An 18,957-nucleotide genomic window follows, 5' to 3' on the forward strand; every position below is an offset into this window, starting at 1 on the left:
GTGGGCGCTGCGGCCTTGAAAACCTTCGACCAGTACGTCGAGAAGCTGACCCCTCACCTCCCGGACGGCGTGGGGCTTGCCGTTGAGCAGGGCATGAAGCGCCTGAACAAGGCGCGCGCGTCAATCTCAAGCACTAGGGCACCCGCGCCAGGCACCGAGAGCGTCGCCAGGGCAGTCAGCGTGCCGCCTGCGGCACTGACGCTTCCGGTACCCGGCTGGTGGGTCACAGCCAGATCGACCAGGCTCCAGCCCGGTCCTGAGCCACCCGTACCTGCAGGGGCGGCGAGAAGAACGTCTCGCCGCCCCTGCGTTCCGTGCTCGGGGCGTGTGTCAGGCGACCGCGCAGACGGTGCCGTTGAGCGTGAAGGCGCTCGGCTTGCCGGCGTTGCCGGTGTGGGTGGCCTGAAAGCCGATGTCGACCGACGTGTTCGGGGCGATGGTGCCGTTGTAGGAGACGTTGCGGGCGGTCACCGCGCCGCTCGTCGGCGAGTAGGCGGCGTTCCAGCCGCCGGTGATGGTCTGCCCGCTGGGCAGCGTGAACGCCAGCGCCCACCCGTTTATCGCGCTGCTGCTCGTGTTGGTCACCGAGACGGACGCGGTGAGACCGTTGTTCCAGGCGTTGACCGTGTACGTGACGCGGCAGTCTCCGGACGGCGGCGGCGTGGTGGGCGGGGGAGTCGTCGGCGGCGGCGTGGTCGGCGGCGGCGTCGTGGTCGGCGGCGGCGTCGTCGGGGGCGGGGTGGTCGGCGGGGGAGTGGTGGTGGGCGGCGTGTCTACGCCGATGCTGCCGGGCACCGCGCGCAGGGCGTCGTACCAGGCGACGGCCATCTTGCGGTAGCCCGTGGCGTTGGGGTGGACGCCGTCGGCCAGGTCGCTGAGCGTCAGCGCGCGGTACATGTCGACCAGGTGGACGTGCTTGCCGGCCGCGGCCCGGGTCTGCACGATCCCCGGGATCGCCGCGTTGTAGCCCCGGACCACGTTGTCCGCGCCGGACTTCGGGATGATCGTCGCCACGAACACGTCCGCGTTCGGTGCGGTGTTGGTGATGCGGTCGACCAGGGTGGCCAGCCGACCGGGAGCACCGGACGTGTCGCCGTACATGTCGTTCGTGCCGATGTGCAGCAGCACGGTCCGTGGGTTGGTGGCGCGCAGCCAGTTCACGATGTTGGCGTCGATCTGCGCGATGGTCCAACCGGAGTGACCCTCGTGGTCGTGGTCACCGAGGCTGGACGGGCCGTTGAACATGGAGCCGACGAAGTCGATCCGGTAGCCGCCGGACGCGAACCGCTGCCAGAGTTCGATCCGGTAGCCACCCGCGACGTTGAAGCCGTCGGTGATCGAGTCGCCGAGGGGCATGACGCGTACCCCGCCGTTGGACTCGGCGCTCGCGGGCGCGGTCGCCACCGGCACGGCGGCGGTCATGGCCGCGACGGCGGCCAGCGCAGCCCACCACAGCCGGGCCCGTCGGGGCCTCTGGGCGGTCGCGGGCCTGGCGGGTGTCGGGGGGACGGGTTTACCAAGGGTCACAGTGCTCATGGGGCTTCCTCGGGTGATGGTGCGACGACCAGGAACCCGGACGTCGGGATGTGCCCTTCACCCCGCCCGGACGCACCATAGCTTGTTATCGCTAACACCGGCAATGCATCGATCGCCGGCCATGGGTGGGCTCAGCTCGCGAGCGTCGCGGCGAGCCAGCGCAGTTGCCGCCGGACGTGCAGCGCCTCTCCGCTCTCGTGACCGTTGAACGGGTACACGTGCATCTCCCGCCGCGGGGCTTCGGGCCGGCCGGTCGCGGCGCCGTACTGGTTGTAGGCGGCGAAGCCGGTGCTCGGCGGGCAGACGGTGTCGCGCAGGCCGATGCCGAAGTGCGCCGGCGCGGTGGCCCGTCGGGCGAAGGTCACCCCGTCGACGTAGGACAGCGTGCGTCGAACCGCGGCCTCGGCCTCCCGGTTCACCGCCAGGTACCGGGCGATCTCGCCGTACGGCGAGGCGTCGCTGAGCGCGATGGCGTGCTGGACGTCGCAGAGGAACGGCGCGGTGATCAGCACCGCCGCGAGATCGTCGACCAGGCCGGCGACAGCCAGGGCCACGCCCCCGCCCTGGCTGTTGCCGAGCAGGGCGACCCGTCCCGCGTCGACTCCGGGCAGGGCGCGTACCGCCGCGACGGCCCGGACGGCGTCCGTGATCAGCCGTCGGTAGTGGTAGTCGTGCGGGTCGAGGATGCCCCAGGTCGCCGGCCAGGGTCCGCCGGGTGCGCCGTGCGGGTCGGCGGTGTCCCCGGCGGCGTACAGCCCGGACTGGCCCCGGTTGTCCATCAACAGGTGCGCGTATCCGGCCGCCGGCCAGACCAGCCGCTCGTGGGGGAGGCCACGGCCACGCCCGTAGCCGGCGTACTCCACCACGGTGGGCAGCTGTTCGGGTACGCCCGCCGGGCGGGTGAACCAGGCCCGTACCTCGTCGCCGTCGAAGCCCGCGAACGTGACGTCCCAGGTGTCGAGGACGCGCAGGTCGGTGGGTTCGGGGCGGACGTCGACGAGCACCGGACGGGCGGCTGCCGCGACGAGGGTGTCACCCCAGAACCGGTCGAAGTCCTCCGGTTCGACGATGGTGGGCGCGTATCGCTCGAGCTCGTCGAGGCGGACAGCGGAGTCGGGCACGGTTCCTCGCAGGGTCAGCGTGGCGGGGCGGGGGGTGCGGTGCTCTCCCGGACGACCAACTCGGTCACCAGGTCGATCCGGCTGGTCGCCGGCTCGGTGCCGGCGGACAGGTCGAGCAGCATCTGGGTGGCGATGCCGGCCATGTCGCGCAGCGGCTGGTTGATCGTCGTGAGGGCCGGATCGGTCCAGGTGGCCAGCGGCAGGTTGTCGTACCCGATCACCGAGAGGTCCTCGGGAACGCGCAGGCCGCACCGCCGGGCGGCCCGGAGCACCCCCATCGCCTGGATGTCCGACCCGGCGAAGATCGCGGTCGGCCGGTCCGGTCGTTGCAGCAGCTGCAACCCGTGGGCGTGCCCGGTGCCGGCGGAGAAACTCCCGTAGCGGATCAGCTCGCGGTCGAGGGTCAACCCGGCTTCGTCGTGCGCGGACTGGAAACCGGCGGCCCGGGCCCGGCTGCACAGCATGTCGGGTGGCCCGGAGATGACCGCGATCCGCTGGTGCCCCAGCTCGATCAGGTGTCGAGCGGCGAGCAGGCCGCCGTTGAAGTTGTTCGAACCGACCGTGGGCACGGAGGCCGAGGTCGCGCTGTCCGTGTCGATCACGACGAACGGCACGCTCTGACGCCGTAGGAGCTGCTGCTGTGCGTCGGTGAGGTGGCAGAGGACGAGCAGCACGCCCAGCGGACGTTGCCCGAGCAGGGTGTCGAGCCACCGTGGCGGCGGACGGTGTGCGCCGCCGAGCTGCGACACGGCGAGGCCGACGCCGGCGAGGCTCGTCACCGCCTCCACGCCGCGCAGGACCTCCATCGCCCACCCGGTGTCGAACTCGTGGAAGACGAGGTCGATCCGACGCGCGCCGGACGACGACCGCCGGTTGCGGCGCTGGTACTGGTGGCGGTCGAGACTCGCCTCGACCCGGGCTCTGGTGCCGGGGGAGACGTCCTCGCGTCCGTTGAGGACCTTGGAGACCGTCGCGACCGAGACGCCGACGTCGTGGGCGATCGTCGCGATGGTGGTGGTGGAGCCGGGTGGGCCGAGCGGGTGGGGCTCTGTCATCGCAGCCTCATACAGCATCCGAAATTTTCGGAAGACCGTAGCACGATCGGTTGACGATGACCGTCGATGCAGGTAAGCGGCCTGGGAGGCGTCTCAGGACCCATCGAAACTCTTGACACGCTCTGGCGGCGGACTTAGGTTGCCGAAAAGGTTGCTCTGGTTTCCGGAAAGTTTCGGATTGTGGAACCGCGCGCCACGAACCGGTCCCACGACGGCGATCGTGGCCGGAGCTAAGGGGTCTCGGCATGACAAGTCAGCTGCCCGCCGACGGTGAACCGGCGTCCGGCGACGCCGTACCGTGGCGCAACACCCGGCTGTCGCCGGCCGAGCGGGCCGAGGCGCTGCTCGCGCGGATGTCCGTCGAGGAGAAGATCGCCCAGCTCTTCGGGGTCTGGGTCGGCGCCGAGGCATCGGGTGAGGGCGTCGCGCCGCACCAGTCCGACATGATCGACGGCACCCCGCCGTGGGACACGATCATCCGGTACGGGCTGGGTCAACTCACCCGCCCGTTCGGCACCGCGCCGGTCGATCCGGTGCTCGGCGCCCGCTCGCTGGCCGCGTCCCAGGAGCAGATCGTGGCCGTCAGCCGGTTCGGCATCCCGGCCCAGGTGCACGAGGAGTGTCTGACCGGGTTCGCCGCCTGGAAGGCCACCGTCTACCCGACCCCGCTGGCCTGGGGCGCTTCGTTCGACCCCGAACTGGTGGAGGAGATGGCCGGGCGGATCGGGGCGTCGATGCGCGCCGCGGGCGTACACCAGGGCCTCGCGCCCGTCCTCGACGTCACCCGCGACTACCGGTGGGGCCGCACCGAGGAGACCATCGGGGAGGACCCGTACCTGGTGGGAACGACCGGCGCGGCGTACGTGCGGGGCCTGGAGAACACCGGTCTGGTGGCCACCCTCAAGCACTTCGCCGGATACTCGGCCTCCCGGGGCGGACGGAACCTCGCCCCGGTGTCGATGGGCCGCCGCGAGCTGGCCGATCACATCCTGCCGCCGTTCGAGATGGCCCTGCGTCTCGGCGGCGCCCGGTCGGTGATGAACTCCTACGCCGAGATCGACGGCATGCCCGCCGCCGCCGACGAGCACCTGCTGACCGGGCTGCTGCGCGATGAGTGGGGCTTCACCGGCATCGTGGTCGCCGACTACTTCGCCGTACGGTTCCTGGAGACCCTGCACGGCGTCGCCGAGGGTGCCGTCGACGCCGCCCACCTCGCGCTGCGCGCCGGCATCGACGTGGAACTGCCCACCGTGGACGCCTTCGGCGAGGCGCTGGTGGAGGCGGTCCACGCCGGCGCGGTCGACGAGGCGCTTATCGACCGGGCCGCCCGACGGGTGCTGGTCCAGAAGGTCGAACTCGGGCTGCTCGACGAGGACTGGCGGGCCCTGCCCGACGACGCCGCGGACCTGCGCCTCGACGACGAGGTCAGCCGGGACGTCGCCGTACGCCTGGCCCGGGAGTCCATCGTGCTGCTGCGCAACACGGGCGCGCTGCCGCTGCCCGTCGCGACCCGGGTCGCCCTGGTGGGTCCGCTCGCCGACGACCCGATGGCCATGCTCGGCTGCTACACCTTTCCCAACCACGTCGGCGTCCACCACCCCGAGCACGGCCTGGGAGTGGAGATCCCGACACTGCGCGACGAGCTGGCCCGGCGTGTTCCACTGCTCACCCACGAGCCGGGCTGCGCCATCACCGGCGAGGACGCCTCAGGCATCCCGGCCGCGGTGGCCGCGGCGGCCGGCGCGGACGTGTGCGTGCTCGCCGTCGGGGACCGCGCGGGAATGTTCGGCCGGGGCACCTCCGGCGAGGGCTGCGACGCCGCGGACCTGCGGCTGCCCGGAGTGCAGGCCGACCTCGTCCGGGCTGTCCTCGCCACCGGCACCCCGGTCGTGCTGGTGCTGATGACCGGCCGGCCGTACGCGCTCGGGCCGGAGTTCGACACAGCGGCGGCCGTCGTGCAGGCGTTCTTCCCCGGCCAACGTGGCGGGCAGGCGCTCGCGGAGGTGCTCACCGGCGCGGTCAACCCGTCCGGGCGACTGCCGGTCAGCGTGCCCCGCCACGCCGGCGGGTTGCCGGGCACGTACCTGTCGCCGCCGCTCGGGCGATGCAACAAGGTGTCCTCGATCGACCCGACCCCGGCGTACCCGTTCGGCCACGGTCTGAGCTACACCACGTTCGAGTGGTCCGACGCCACCGTCGTGACGCCGGTGGACGCGGTTCGGGACGAGACGACCCCCTGGCCGGTGGACGGCGAGGTCCGGGTGCGGATCACCGTCCACAACAGCGGCGACCGGGCCGGCACCGAGGTGGTGCAGCTCTACCTGCACGACCCCGTCGCGCAGACCACCCGCCCGGTGAACCGGCTGGTGGGCTTCGCCCGGGTGCCCCTCGAGGCTGGAGCGCGGGCACACGTGACGTTCGGCGTACCGGCCGACGTCACGTCGTTCACCGGCCGGACCGGCCAGCGTGTGGTCGAACCCGGCGCGGTCGAGCTGCGGTTCGGACGGTCGAGCGGGGAGATGACCGACGCGCTGCGGCTGCGGCTCACCGGGGCCGAACGCCAGGTCGGGCACCAGCGGGAACTGCTCACGTCGGTGCGGATCGAGCCGCTCGTGGCCGTTCCGCACTCCGCATAGGAGGCGAGGATGACATCCGAGACGTTACGGCCACCGCCGCCGGCGCCACCCGACGCCGCGGTGGAGGCCACCGATCCCGGCCCACGCGCGCCCCGTCGGCGTCGCACCTGGCGACAGTCGCTGCGCCGGGACTGGCAGCTCTACTCGCTCGCCATCCTGCCGCTGCTGTTCTTCCTGGTCTTCAGGTATCTCCCGATGATCGGCAACGTCATCGCGTTCCGCCGGTTCAAGCCCGGCGGGAGCATCTTCGGTGAGTACTGGGTCGGGCTGCGGTACTTCCGGATGTTCCTCAGCGACCCGACGTTCTGGGACGTCTTCACGAACACCCTGGTGCTCGGGGCGCTGACCCTGCTGTTCTGCTTCCCGCTGCCGATCGTGCTCGCGCTGCTGCTCAACGAGGTGCGCGCCCGGCGGCTGCGGCGGTTCGTGCAGTCCGTGTCCTACCTGCCGCACTTCCTGTCGATCGTGATCGTCGCGGCGATGGTCATGCAGTTGACCTCCGTCGACGGAACCGTCAACCAGATCGTGCAGGCCGCCGGCGGCGAGGCGGTGCCGTTCCTGCAACGCGCCGAATGGTTCCGGACGATCTACGTGTCGTCCGAGGTCTGGCAGACGGTCGGCTGGGGCACCATCCTCTACCTCGCCGCGCTCACCACCGTCGACGACGACCTGTACGAGGCGGCGCGGATCGACGGCGCCAACCGGTGGCGGCAGACCTGGCACGTCACGCTCCCGGGCATCCGGCCCACCATGGTGACATTGCTGATCCTCAACATCGGCACGTTCATGGCGGTCGGGTTCGAGAAGATCCTGCTGCTCTACAACCCGCTGACCTACCCGACCGCCGACGTGCTCTCCACGTACCTGTTCCGGATGGGCTTCGGGTCCAGCAACTTCAGCTACGCCGCCGCCATCGGACTGTTCGAGGCGGTCATCGGGCTCACGCTGGTCCTGACGGCGAACCTGATCGCTCGGCGCACGGTGGGGACGAGCCTGTGGTGACAGTCGACGCCACCGACACCCTCCGCGCGAGCGACCCACCCGTCCGCGCTCGGCCTCGCGGTATCCAGCAGGGCCGGGGCTACCGCGTGTTCCAGGTGTGCAACGCGATCGTGCTCACCATCGTGGTGGCGGCGACCCTGTTCCCGTTCGTCAACGTCCTGGCCCGCTCCCTCAGCGACGAGGGCTACATCATCGCCGGCCAGGTCAACCTCGTGCCGCGCGGATTCAACCTGGACACCTACCGGCTCGTGCTGAACGACTCGCTGTTCTGGACCAACTACCGCAACACCGTCTTCTACACCGTGGTCGCCACGACCATCTCGATCGTGCTGACCACCTGCTACGCGTACGTGCTGTCCAAGAAGCACCTGCGGGGACGTACGGCTCTGATCGGCGTCGCCGTCTTCACCATGTTCTTCACCGGCGGTCTGATTCCCAACTACGTGCTGGTCACCAGCCTGGGCATGAAAAACAGTGTCTGGGCCATCGCGGTGCCCAACGCGATAAACGTGTTCAACCTCCTGGTGATGAAGGCGTTCTTCGAGTCCCTGCCCACCGACCTGGAAGAGGCTGCCGCCGTGGACGGCCTCAACACGTACGGCATCCTGCTGCGCATCGTGCTGCCACTGTCGAAGGCGATCGTCGCCACGATGGTGCTGTTCTACGCCGTGGCCTTCTGGAACTCCTGGTTCGCCGCCTTCCTCTACATGGACAAGCAGGAGCTGTGGCCGGTGACCGTCTATCTGCGCAACCTGATCGCCGGGGCCACCGGTGCGGAGAACGTCGGCGCGATCGCCGAGGCCGACGAGGTGCAGGCCGAGGCGACGCTCAAGTCCGTGACGATCGTGCTCACGACCCTGCCGATCCTCCTGGTCTACCCGTTCGTCCAGCGGTACTTCGTCCGCGGCGTGATGCTCGGCGCCGTGAAGGGCTAGCCAGCACGTCCACCTGTTCCTCCACCGAACCACCGAACCCGAAAGGACCGCCATGCTCCACCGATCGTGGCGCCGCGTCGCGACAGCGGTAGCTGTGCTGCTCACGGCGACCAGCATCGCCGCCTGCAGTGATGAGCCGTCCGACGCCAAGGACCTGTCGGAGAACCGGGCCGGCGCGATGTCCGACTACGGCATCGGCAAGCAGTTCAAGGCGAGCGAGCCGGTCTCCTTCTCCCTCCTGTACAACAACCACCCGAACTACCCGCTGCGCGAGGACTGGCTGTTCTGGTCCGAGCTGAAGTCGCGGGCCAACGTCACCCTCACGCCGGTCGCCGTGCCGCTGAGCGACTACGAGCAGAAGCGCAGCCTGCTGATCGGCGCCGGTGACGCCCCGATGATCATCCCGAAGACGTACCCGGGGCAGGAGGACGCGTACGTGTCCTCGGGGGCGATCCTGCCGGTCAGCGACTACCTGGACCTCATGCCGAACCTGCAGGACAAGATCTCGCGGTGGAACCTGAAGCCCGAGATCGACGGGCGGCGGCAGGAGGACGGCAAGTTCTACGTGCTGCCCGGCCTGCACGAGAAGCCCTGGCAGGACTACTCGGTGGCGATCCGCACCGACATCCTCGACGAGTTGAAGCTGAGCACGCCGAAGACCTGGGACGAGCTGTACACGGTGCTCAAGGCGATGAAGGCCAAGTACCCGGACGTGTACCCGTTCTCGGACCGGTGGAGCAAGCCCAACCCGGCTGGCAACCTGCTCAACATCCTGGCCGTGTCGTACGGCTTGCAGGGTGCGGGCTGGAACTTCCAGCACACGAGCTGGGACGCCAACGCCAAGAAGTTCGTCTACACGGGCGCGAGCGACCCGTACAAGCAGATGCTCCAGTACCTCAACAAGCTGGTGAAGGAGAAGCTGCTCGACCCGGAGAGCTTCACCCAGACCGACGACCAGGCCCGGCAGAAGCTCGCCAACAGTAAGTCCTTCGTGATCAGCGCCAACGCCCAGGCCGTGGTGAACGACTACCGGCCGGACCTGGCCAAGACCAACCCCAAGGCCAGGATCGCCAAGATTCCGCTGCCGGTGGGGCCGGCCGGTGAGGTCAACCCGGCCAACCGGCTGGAGAACGGCGTGATGATCTCCGCGAAGGCCCGCGAGAGCAAGAACTTCGTGGCGATGATGCAGTTCATCGACTGGCTCTGGTACTCCGACGCCGGCCAGGAGTTCGCCAAGTGGGGCGTCGAGGGAAAGACGTTCGTCCGGGACGCCGCCGGCAAGCCCAAGCTGGCGCCGGACGTCAACGTCATCGGGCTCAACCCCAAGGCCCCCAAGCACCTGCAGAAGGACTTCGGCTTCTACAACGGGGTCTTCGCGTACGGCGGCAAGCCGGAGCTGGTGCAGGGCTTCTTCGCCCCGGAGGAGCAGGAGTTCCAAAAGGTCATGAACGCCCGCACGCCGGTCGTCGTGCCCCCGCCGCATCCGTTGACCGACGAGGAGCGGGAGCAGGCGTCCCTGTGGGAGACGCCGCTGAAGGACGCCGTCTACCAGGCGACTCTCCAGTTCGCGCTGGGCCAGCGGGACCTCGCCCAGTGGGACGCCTACGTGGCCGAGCTGAAGGGCAAGAACATGGACGCCTACCTGACCATGGTGAACAAGGCGTACGACCGCTACCAGAAGGACCACCGCTGAGGTGTCGGCCGGTCCGGTGACGCGTCCCGGACCGGCCGACCACGGCAATCCGCGCGGGAATCGCCTGCCGACCGGGAGGAGTAGGACAGTGAACGACACGGCGCAGACCCGGCGGCAGCTCGGCGACGGACCCCTGTCCCGGTTCGCGTCCCGCGTCTACATCCTGCTCGTGGTCGAGGTGCTGCTCCTCCTCACCACGCTGCCCGGCCTGCTCCCGCTGCTGCTGCTCGACCGCGACCCCAGCAACCTGCCGCTGGTCGCGCTGCTGCTGACACCGGTCGGGCCGGCTGTCTCCGCCGCCCTGTACGCCCTGCGCCACCAGCGGCCCGACCTGACGGACCTGCGACCCGCCGCGCTGTTCTGGCGGGGCTACCGCGGCAACGTCGGTGGCGCGCTGCGGGTCTGGACACCGGCGCTGGCGTGGCTGACGGTGCTCGCGCTCAACCTCGCCTACCGCGACGCGGTCGGCCTGCCCACCTGGTGGGTGGTCCCGCTGGTCCTGGTCGCGGTCGGGGTGGCACTCTGCGCGGCCAACGCGCTGGTGGTCACCTCGCTATTCCAGTTCCGTACCCGTGACGTCCTACGCCTGGCCGTGCACTTCCTCGTCCGTACCCCCGGGGTCTCCGTCGGCAACGCCCTGCTGCTCGGCGCGGCGGCCGGGATCACCGCGGTCTTCTCCGAAGGGGTCCTGGCGCTCCTCGCCTCGGTCCTGATCCTGGGGGTCCTGCGCGTCGCCGACCCGATGGTCGACCTGATCCGGAAGGAGTTCACCGCATGAGCCGCTCCACGACCGCCGAGGTGATCGTCACGCGGAGAGACGCGTGAACGCGGACTTGGAGGAGACGGTGTTCGTGGCGGAGCCGCCCGACGTCGAGGAACCGCGCGTCCACCCCGCGTGGCTGCCGCCGGAGGCGTTCCGGGCCCTCGGCGCGCGACGCGTCCTCGTGCACGGCGACGGGCTGCTCGTCGACACCGTCCTCGACGAGGTGACGCGCGCCTGCACGCGCTACGGCGGTCGGGTGTGGCATTCCCCCTCCTGGGACGTCGACGTCGACCTGGTGCTCACCCTTCGCGGGGCGCCCGAGCTGCCCAGTTCCGCGGTCGAGGCGGCCCGTTCGGCGGGGGAGGCGGCGCTCGCCGACATGGGCGACGACGGGACGCTCGGCGACGAGGGGTTCCTGCTGGCCCGCAGCGGTGCGACGACTGTGGTGCTGGCCGACGCGCCCGCCGGCCTCCTGTACGGGCTGTTCCACGTCGTACGGCTCTGCGCGGCCGCCTTCGACCCGGCCCGTCCACCCGAGCTGCACCGACCCGCGCTGCGCCGACGCATGCTGAACCACTGGGACAACGTGGCCGTGCATCCGGTGATGGGCCAGATGGAGCGGGGGTACGCCGGTGGCTCGATCTTCTGGGCCGGCGGTCGTCCGCGCGGGGACCTGACCCGCATTCGGGAGTACGGACGGCTGTTGGCGGCCAGCGGGATCAACGCGATCTCGGTGAACAACGTCAACGTGGGTCACGCCGAGGCGCTGTTGCTGACCGACCGACTCGGCGACGTGGCCCAGATCGCGGACGTGCTGCGCCCGTACGGCATCCGGGTGCACCTGTCGGTCACCTTCGCCGCGCCGATGGTCCTCGGCGCGCTGCCGACCGCCGACCCGTTCGACGAGGAGGTGCGCGCCTGGTGGGCGGCCACCACCCGGCGGGTGTACGAGCGCATCGACGACTTCGGCGGCTACCTGGTGAAGGCCGACTCGGAGGGGCAGCCCGGCCCGTTCACCTACGGACGCGACCACGCCGACGGGGCGAACCTGCTCGCCGAGGCCCTCGCCCCGTACGGGGGAGTTGTGCACTGGCGGGCGTTCGTCTACAACCACCACCAGGACTGGCGGGACCGGTCCACCGACCGGGCGCGGGCAGCGTACGACCACTTCGCCCCCCTCGACGGGCGGTTCCGTACCAACGTCGTGCTCCAGGTGAAGTTCGGCCCGGTGGACTTCCAGACGCGGGAACCGGTCTCGCCGGTGCTCGCCGCCATGCCGGCCACCCGGGTCGCGGTCGAGGTGCAGGTCACCCAGGAGTACACGGGTCAGCAGCGGCACGTCTGCCACCTCGGGCCGTGCTGGGGCGAGGTGCTGGGCTTCGCGCCCTGGGGCCCCGACGGGCGCACGATCGCCGACGTGGTCACCGGCGAGGCGGGCAAGGGCGGAGGCCTGGTCGCCGTCGCCAACACCGGTGACGACCTGTTCTGGACCGGGCATCCGCTGGCGCAGGCCAACCTGTACACGGTCGGCCGGCTCGCCTGGGACCCCCGGCTCGACCCGACGGCGATCCTCGACGAGTGGATGACGTTGACGTTTCCACCGTCGGCGACCGTCGATCCGGAGCTGGTCCGGCGGACGCTGCACGAGATCATGGACGACTCGTGGCGCACCTACGAGCGGTACACCGCCCCGCTGGGTGTCGGCTTCATGGTCCACCCCGGCGACCACTACGGCCCCGACGTCGACGGGTACGAGTACTCGCGCTGGGGCACCTACCACTTCGCCGACCGCGACGGCGTGGGCGTGGACCGCAGTCGCGCCTCGGGCACCGGCTTCGCCGGCCAGTACCCGCCGTACTGGGCCGAGGTGTACGAGTCGACGCGGACCTGCCCGGACGAGCTGCTGCTGTTCTTCCACCACGTGCCGTACACGCACGTCCTGCACAGTGGGTCGACGGTCATCCAGCACATCTACGACACCCACTTCGCCGGCGTCGAGGAGGTGGCCGTGATGCGGCGTCGGTGGCAGACGCTGAACGGGATGATCGACCCGGCCGTGTACGAGCGGGTGGCCGAGCGCCTCGACGAGCAGGTGCGCAGCGCCACCGAGTGGCGGGATCAGATCAACACGTACTTCTTCCGCAAGTCCGGGGTGCCCGACGCGCGAGGACGACGCATCTACTGAGCCAGCGGTTCACCAGGGGTGCACGGTCCCGTCCTCCAACCGGTTGACCGGCAGGTACGCGGGCGCGTACGGGAAGCGGGCCGCCGCCTCCTCGTCGATGTCGACGCCCAGCCCGGGCGCCTCGGCGGGGTGCAGGTAGCCGTCGGCGAAGTGGTAGCCGTGTGGAAACACCTCGTCGGTCTGCGCGGTGTGCCGCATGTACTCCTGGAGGCCGAAGTTGGGGATCGAGATGTCGAGTTGCAGCGCGGCGGCCATACAGATGGGGGAGAGGTCGGTGGCGCCGTGTGAGCCGCTGCGGACGTGGTGCAGCGCCGCGAGGTCGAAGATGCGCCGCAGGTGGGTGATCCCGCCGGCGTGCACCACGGTGGCCCGGATGTAGTCGATGAGCTGCTCGCGGATGAGCTGTGCCGCGTCGAAGACGGTGTTGAAGACCTCGCCCACGGCGATCGGCGTGGTGGTGTGCTGCCGGATCAGCCGGAAACCCTCCTGGAGGTCGGCGGGGACCGGGTCCTCCATCCAGGTCAGCGCATACGGCTCCAGACTCCGGCCGAGCCGGGCCGCCTCGATGGGCGTGAGCCGGTGGTGCACGTCGTGCAGCAGCCGCAGGGTGGGACCGAACTCGTCGCGGACCCGCGCGAAGACGCTTGGCACGTGCGACAGGTAGCGCTGCGTCGACCAGGTGGCCTCGCTGGGCAGAGCGGCGTCGGCCGGTTCGTAGAAGAGCTTGTCGGCGCTGACCCCGTACGTCTGGGGCAGACCCGGCACACCGCACTGCACCCGGACCGCCCGGTAGCCGAGGTCGACGTAGCGGGCAACCTCGACCAGCACCTCCTCGACGGTCTCGCCGTTGGCGTGGCCGTACACCGTGACGCCCTCGCGGGACCGGCCGCCGAGCAGTTGGTAGACCGGCAGGCCCGCCACCTTGCCCTTGATGTCCCACAGGGCGGTGTCCACCGCGGCGATCGCGCTCATCGTGACCGGACCGCGCCGCCAGTACGCGCCCTGGTAGAGGTACTGCCAGGTGTCCTCGATCCGCGCCGGGTCACGGCCGATCAGCAGCGGCGCCACGTGGTCGCGCAGGTAGGACGCGACGGCCAACTCCCGCCCGTTCAGAGTGGCGTCACCGACGCCGGTAACGCCCTCGTCGGTGACGATCTTGAGGGTGACGAAGTTGCGGCCCGGACAGGTCACGATGACTCGGGCGTCGACGATCTTCACTCGATCTCCTTCGTGCCCGCGGGAGTCGGGTGAGGACGCTCGCAGGGGGGGTGCACGCGAGGACGGTCTGCTTATCGGGAACGTGCCGATAATATCCCGGCGTCGGCCGGTGGCGCAGGGTCCCGCCGGCCCCGAAACCGGTGCTGGTGACCGCGCAATGCCTTACGCCGAAAGGTTTCCGGAAGCCTTGACAATCGAGTGTGCTCGATTGAAGCTGACATCGGTCACGCGAGCCGCGGTCACGGTCGGGCGAAGGGCAGTCCTCGACTAACCCCCTTCCATGCGCCATGTCCCCGAGGGATCGCGATCCATGACACTGAAGACAAGGCTGCTCGGCGTCCTCACGGCCGTCGCGACAGTCGCCGCGGCCGCGCTGGCGTTCGCCACCCCCGCGTCGGCCGCGACGCTCACGCAGGTGACCGGCTTCGGCAACAACCCCACCAACCTCCAGATGCACCTGTACGTCCCGGACCGGGTGGCGTCGCGCCCGGGGATCCTGCTCGCCCTGCACTACTGCACCGGCACCGGCCCCGCCTTCTACTCCGGCACGCAGTACGCGTCCCTCGCCGACCGGTACGGCTTCATCGTCATCTACCCGTCGGCGACCCGCAGCAGCAAGTGCTGGGACGTGGCCTCGCCGCAGGCGCTGCGCCGAGGCGGGGGCAGCGACCCGGTCGGGCTCGTCTCGATGATCGACTACGTCAAGCAGAGGTACTCCGCCGACCCGGACCGCGTCTTCGCCACCGGCACCTCGTCGGGCGCGATGATGACCAACGTCATGCTCGGTGACTACCCGGACGTGTTCGCGGCGGGCGCGTCCTTCGCCGGGGTGCCGTTCGCCTGCTTCGCCACCGGGGGCACCTCGGAGTGGAACAGCCAGTGCGCGAACGGGCAGCTCATCAAGACGGCCCAGCAGTGGGGCGACCTGGTCCGCGGGGCGTACCCCGGTTACAGCGGCCGCCGACCGCGGATGCAGATCTGGCACGGCACGAGCGACGACACCCTGCGCTACCCGAACTTCGGCGAGCAGGTCAAGCAGTGGACCAACGTGCATGGTCTGAGCCAGACCCCGACGTACACCGACTCTCCGCAGTCGGGATACACCCGCACCCGGTACGGCAGCAGCGGCCCGATGGCCCCGGTCGAGGCGATCAGCATGCAGGGCGTCACGCACAACATCCCCGTCGACGCCGCCCAGGTGATCCGCTTCTTCGGCCTCGACGGCACCGCCCCGCCCACGACGCCTCCGCCGACCACGCTGCCGCCCACCACGCCTCCGCCGACCACGCCGCCGCCCACCACGCCGCCTCCCACCACGCCTCCGCCGACCACGCCGCCGCCGCCCAGCGCGGGCGCCTGTCGGGTCACCTACACGGTCAACGCCTGGAACAACGGGCTCACCGCGAGCGTGAGCATCACCAACACCGGCACCACCGCGGTGAACGGGTGGGCGCTGACGTTCACCCTGCCCAGCGGCCAGAGCATCACCGGTGGCTGGAACGCCGCCTACTCGCCGACCAGCGGCGCGGTGACCGCCCGCAACGTCTCCTACAACGGCACCATCGCCCCGAACACGTCGGTCGACATCGGCTTCCAGGCCACCCACACCGGCGACGCCGGCAAGCCCACGTCGTTCGCCCTCAACGGTGCCGCCTGCTCGGTCTCCTGACCCCACCGCACCCCATCCGCAAGGAGTCACACGAATGGGAAATACGAGATGGAGGGCGGCATCGAGAGCCGCCGTCGCGCTGGCCGGGGCAGGCGCGCTCGCCGCCGGCATGGCGCTGGTCCTGACGGCGCCCGCCGCCGCCGGGACCACGCTCGGCGCGTCCGCCGCCGAGAAGGGCCGCTACTTTGGTACGGCCGTTGCCGGGTGCAAGCTCTCGGACAGCGCGTACACCACGATCCTGAACCGTGAGTTCAACATGGTGACGGCCGAGAACGAAATGAAGATCGACGCCACCGAACCGCAGCAGAACCGGTTCAGCTACGGCTCGGCCGAGCAGATCGTCAACCACGCCCGCAGCCGTGGCATGCAGGTACGCGGTCACACGCTGGCCTGGCACGCCCAGCAGCCGAGCTGGATGCAGGGCATGAGCGGAAGCGCTCTGCGGCAGGCGATCCTGAACCACGTGACGCAGGTGGCCACGCACTTCCGTGGGCAGATCTACTCCTGGGACGTGGTGAACGAGGCGTTCGCCGACGGCAACTCCGGCGGTCGGCGCGACTCGAACCTCCAGCGCACGGGCAACGACTGGATCGAGGCCGCGTTCCGTGCCGCACGGGCCGCGGACCCGGGCGCGAAGCTCTGCTACAACGACTACAACATCGACAACTGGACGTGGGCCAAGACGCAGGGCGTCTACAACATGGTCCGCGACTTCAAGTCCCGTGGCGTGCCGATCGACTGCGTCGGCTTCCAGTCGCACTTCAACAGCGACTCCCCGTACGTCAGCAACTACCGCACCACACTGTCGAGCTTCGCGGCGCTGGGTGTGGACGTGCAGATCACCGAGCTGGACATCGAGGGCGCCCCGGCGAACACGTACCGGAGCGTGGTCGAGGACTGCCTCGCGGTGGCGCGCTGCAACGGCATCACCGTGTGGGGCATCCGGGACAGCGACTCGTGGCGGTCCTACCAGTCGCCGTTGCTGTTCAACAACAGCGGCCAGAAGAAGCCCGCGTACGACGCCGTGCTCGCCGCGCTGAACAGCGGCACCAACCCGACGACGCCGCCGCCCACCACGCCGCCGCCGACAACCCCGCCGCCCAGCGACCCGCCGCCCACGACTCCACCGCCCACCACTCCGCCGCCCGGGCAGGGTGACTGCTCCGCCTCCGTGACGGTGAACCAGTGGAACGGTGGCTTCGTGGCGAACGTACGGGTGACCGCCGGCTCGTCGGCCCTCAACGGCTGGACCGTGACGATCTACCTGCCGTCCGGCGCGACCGTCACCAACGCCTGGAGTGCCGACCACAGCGGTAGCACCGGCACGACTACCTGGACGAACGTGTCCTACAACGGCCAGGTTGGCGCCGGCCAGTCCACCGAGTTCGGCTTCCAGGGCACCGGCACCGCCGGCACCCCAACCCCCACCTGCACCCCCCGCTAAAACCCCAAACCCCGGCCCCACCCTCGTGATCAAGAGGTTCGCGTCACCCGCTCCGGCGTGTCGTGACGCAAACCTCTTGATCACCGGGGCAGTGGCCGGGGCAGGCGGCTCCCACCCCCACCTGAAGCGCGTTGATCATGAAGTTATTGCCACGACACGCCGACGGCGGTGGCAATAACTTCATGATCAACCGGGTCCGGGTCCGGGGGCGGGAGGGGGGCGGGAGGGGGGCGGGAGGGGGCGGGGGTTAGCCGTCTATTCGGGTTATGTTGCGGATCTTGTTGGAGGCGTCCAGCGCGGCGACCTTGTAGGCCTCGGCCAGGGTCGGATAGTTGAACACCGCGTCGATCAGGTAGTCGATAGTGCCGCCGCAGCCCATCACCGCCTGACCGATGTGGACGATCTCGGTGGCGGCGGTGCCGAACACGTGCACCCCGAGCAGTCGGCCGTCCTCGGGGGAGACGAGGAGTTTCAGCATCCCGTACGAGTCGCCGACGATCTGACCGCGCGCCAACTCCCGGTAGCGGGCGATGCCCACCTCGAACGGCGTGGACGCCTCCGTCAGCTCGGCCTCGGTCTGGCCGACGAAACTGATCTCCGGGATCGTGTAGATGCCGATGGGTTGCAGGCCGAGCATCCCCCGGATCGGTTCGCCGCAGGCGTGCTGCGCGGCCAGCCGGCCCTGCTCCATCGAGGTGGACGCCAGCGCCGGGAAGCCGATCACGTCGCCGACTGCGTAGATGTTGTCGACAGGGGTGCGGTAGTTGGCGTCGACGGTGATGCGGCCGCGTCGGTCCGCCGTGAGGCCGGCCGCCTCCAGGGCCAGGTCGTCGGTCTGGCCCTGTCGGCCGGCCGAGTACATGACGGTGTCCGCGACGATCTTCTTGCCGCTCTTGAGGATGCACAGCGCCGCCGTCTGGTGCTTCTCCACGGCGGCGACCTCCTCACCGAAGCGGAACGCCACCGACAGGTCGCGCAGGTGGTATTTGAGTGACTCGACGACCTCGTCGTCGCAGAAGTCGAGCATCCGCTCGCGGCGCTCGACGACTGTCACCTTGGTGCCGAGGGCGGCGAACATCGACGCGTACTCCATGCCGATCACGCCGGCGCCGACCACGACCATGCTGCGGGGTACGGCCTGGAGGTTGATGACGCCGTCGGAGTCCACGATGGTCCGCTCGTCGAAGTCGACGCTGTCCGGGCGGGCCGGGCGGGTGCCGGCCGCGATGATGGCCTTGTCGAACGTCACCTTGGACTCGCGCCCAGAGCCGGCATCGACCCAGATGGAGTGGGCGTCCGCGAAACGCCCGGTACCGGTGATCATCGCGACGCGGTTGCGGGCGAGCTGGTTGCGGATGACGTCGGTCTGCCGGGTGATGACGTGCTGGGTGCGGGCGGCCAGGTCGCTGACCGTGATCTCCTCCTTGACGCGGTAGCTGCTGCCGTACAGGTCGCGCTGGCTCAGGCCGGTCAGATAGAGCACAGCCTCGCGCAGTGTCTTGGACGGGACGGTGCCGGTGTTGATGCACACCCCACCGAGCATGTCGCGGCGGTCCACGATGGCAACCCGCCTGCCGAGCTTGGCGGCGGCGATCGCGGCCTTCTGACCGCTGGGTCCGGAGCCCAGCACCAACAGGTCGTAGTCATACACGATCGTTAGCGTCGCAAGATGTCGCCGCCGACACCAGGCCCCGGATGCG

At 70.0% G+C, this 18,957-nt stretch carries 13 protein-coding genes; 8 read left to right on the forward strand and 5 right to left on the reverse strand.

Features of this window, described 5'->3' with window-relative positions; translation table 11 throughout:
* Positions 1-330: 330 nt before the first annotated feature.
* From ACGFH9_RS15660 to ACGFH9_RS15670, 3 genes are all read right to left on the reverse strand, one after another.
* A complete protein-coding gene (locus ACGFH9_RS15660; RefSeq protein ID WP_393219291.1) occupies positions 331-1,536 on the reverse strand; it encodes a cellulose binding domain-containing protein in 1,206 nt (401 codons plus the stop codon).
* A gap of 131 nt (positions 1,537-1,667) precedes the next feature.
* A complete protein-coding gene (locus ACGFH9_RS15665; RefSeq protein ID WP_393219294.1) occupies positions 1,668-2,657 on the reverse strand; it encodes an acetylxylan esterase in 990 nt (329 codons plus the stop codon).
* A gap of 14 nt (positions 2,658-2,671) precedes the next feature.
* Complete coding sequence (locus tag ACGFH9_RS15670) at positions 2,672-3,712, reverse strand: LacI family DNA-binding transcriptional regulator (RefSeq protein ID WP_393219297.1); 1,041 nt, start codon at positions 3,710-3,712, stop codon at positions 2,672-2,674.
* Positions 3,713-3,957: 245 nt separating this feature from the next.
* Between ACGFH9_RS15670 and ACGFH9_RS15675 the strand changes: the two genes are divergently transcribed.
* The 6 genes from ACGFH9_RS15675 (at position 3,958) to ACGFH9_RS15700 (ending at position 12,926) form a co-directional block, all read left to right on the forward strand.
* Entirely contained in the window at positions 3,958-6,348 is a 2,391-nt protein-coding gene (locus ACGFH9_RS15675) for a glycoside hydrolase family 3 N-terminal domain-containing protein (RefSeq protein ID WP_393219300.1), read from the forward strand.
* 9 nt (positions 6,349-6,357) lie between these two features.
* Positions 6,358-7,350, forward strand: coding sequence for an ABC transporter permease subunit (locus tag ACGFH9_RS15680; protein ID WP_355622231.1), 993 nt, complete (start codon positions 6,358-6,360; stop codon positions 7,348-7,350).
* Positions 7,347-8,285: a carbohydrate ABC transporter permease gene (locus ACGFH9_RS15685; RefSeq protein ID WP_393219304.1), complete on the forward strand. Its 939-nt coding sequence runs from the start codon at positions 7,347-7,349 to the stop codon at positions 8,283-8,285. Before ACGFH9_RS15680 ends, ACGFH9_RS15685 begins: the two co-directional genes overlap by 4 nt.
* A gap of 52 nt (positions 8,286-8,337) precedes the next feature.
* Complete coding sequence (locus tag ACGFH9_RS15690) at positions 8,338-9,978, forward strand: extracellular solute-binding protein (RefSeq protein ID WP_393219306.1); 1,641 nt, start codon at positions 8,338-8,340, stop codon at positions 9,976-9,978.
* 88 nt (positions 9,979-10,066) lie between these two features.
* Positions 10,067-10,756 (forward strand): hypothetical protein, encoded by a 690-nt coding sequence (locus ACGFH9_RS15695; RefSeq protein ID WP_393219309.1) that lies wholly within the window; start codon positions 10,067-10,069, stop codon positions 10,754-10,756.
* Between the two features lie 43 nt (positions 10,757-10,799).
* Positions 10,800-12,926, forward strand: coding sequence for an alpha-glucuronidase (locus tag ACGFH9_RS15700; RefSeq protein ID WP_393219311.1), 2,127 nt, complete (start codon positions 10,800-10,802; stop codon positions 12,924-12,926).
* A gap of 9 nt (positions 12,927-12,935) precedes the next feature.
* Here the strand turns inward: ACGFH9_RS15700 and manD are convergent, their stop codons facing one another.
* Complete coding sequence (manD, locus tag ACGFH9_RS15705) at positions 12,936-14,144, reverse strand: D-mannonate dehydratase ManD (RefSeq protein ID WP_355243497.1); 1,209 nt, start codon at positions 14,142-14,144, stop codon at positions 12,936-12,938.
* Positions 14,145-14,454: 310 nt separating this feature from the next.
* Here manD and ACGFH9_RS15710 point away from each other — a divergent pair, with 310 nt between their 5' ends.
* Together ACGFH9_RS15710 and ACGFH9_RS15715 are read left to right on the forward strand one after the other, a co-directional pair.
* Positions 14,455-15,813, forward strand: coding sequence for a PHB depolymerase family esterase (locus tag ACGFH9_RS15710; RefSeq protein WP_393219313.1), 1,359 nt, complete (start codon positions 14,455-14,457; stop codon positions 15,811-15,813).
* 34 nt (positions 15,814-15,847) lie between these two features.
* The gene (locus ACGFH9_RS15715; RefSeq protein WP_393219316.1) at positions 15,848-17,257 is read left to right on the forward strand and encodes an endo-1,4-beta-xylanase; all 1,410 of its coding nucleotides are present in this window, start codon (positions 15,848-15,850) and stop codon (positions 17,255-17,257) included.
* Between the two features lie 247 nt (positions 17,258-17,504).
* Here the strand turns inward: ACGFH9_RS15715 and sthA are convergent, their stop codons facing one another.
* A complete protein-coding gene (sthA, locus tag ACGFH9_RS15720; RefSeq protein WP_393219319.1) occupies positions 17,505-18,908 on the reverse strand; it encodes a Si-specific NAD(P)(+) transhydrogenase in 1,404 nt (467 codons plus the stop codon).
* Between the last annotated feature and the right edge of the window lie 49 nt (positions 18,909-18,957).

It is taken from the genome of Micromonospora sp. NPDC049102 (assembly GCF_043197485.1).
Taxonomy (GTDB): Bacteria; Actinomycetota; Actinomycetes; order Mycobacteriales; family Micromonosporaceae; genus Micromonospora.

Coding starts and splice junctions, on each gene's coding strand:
- ACGFH9_RS15660 (WP_393219291.1), bottom strand. CDS start 1,536: ATGAGCACTGTGACCCTTGGTAAACCCGTCCCCCCGACACCCGCCAGG.
- ACGFH9_RS15670 (WP_393219297.1), bottom strand. CDS start 3,712: ATGACAGAGCCCCACCCGCTCGGCCCACCCGGCTCCACCACCACCATC.
- ACGFH9_RS15715 (WP_393219316.1), top strand. CDS start 15,848: ATGGGAAATACGAGATGGAGGGCGGCATCGAGAGCCGCCGTCGCGCTG.
- ACGFH9_RS15680 (WP_355622231.1), top strand. CDS start 6,358: ATGACATCCGAGACGTTACGGCCACCGCCGCCGGCGCCACCCGACGCC.
- ACGFH9_RS15710 (WP_393219313.1), top strand. CDS start 14,455: ATGACACTGAAGACAAGGCTGCTCGGCGTCCTCACGGCCGTCGCGACA.
- ACGFH9_RS15675 (WP_393219300.1), top strand. CDS start 3,958: ATGACAAGTCAGCTGCCCGCCGACGGTGAACCGGCGTCCGGCGACGCC.
- ACGFH9_RS15690 (WP_393219306.1), top strand. CDS start 8,338: ATGCTCCACCGATCGTGGCGCCGCGTCGCGACAGCGGTAGCTGTGCTG.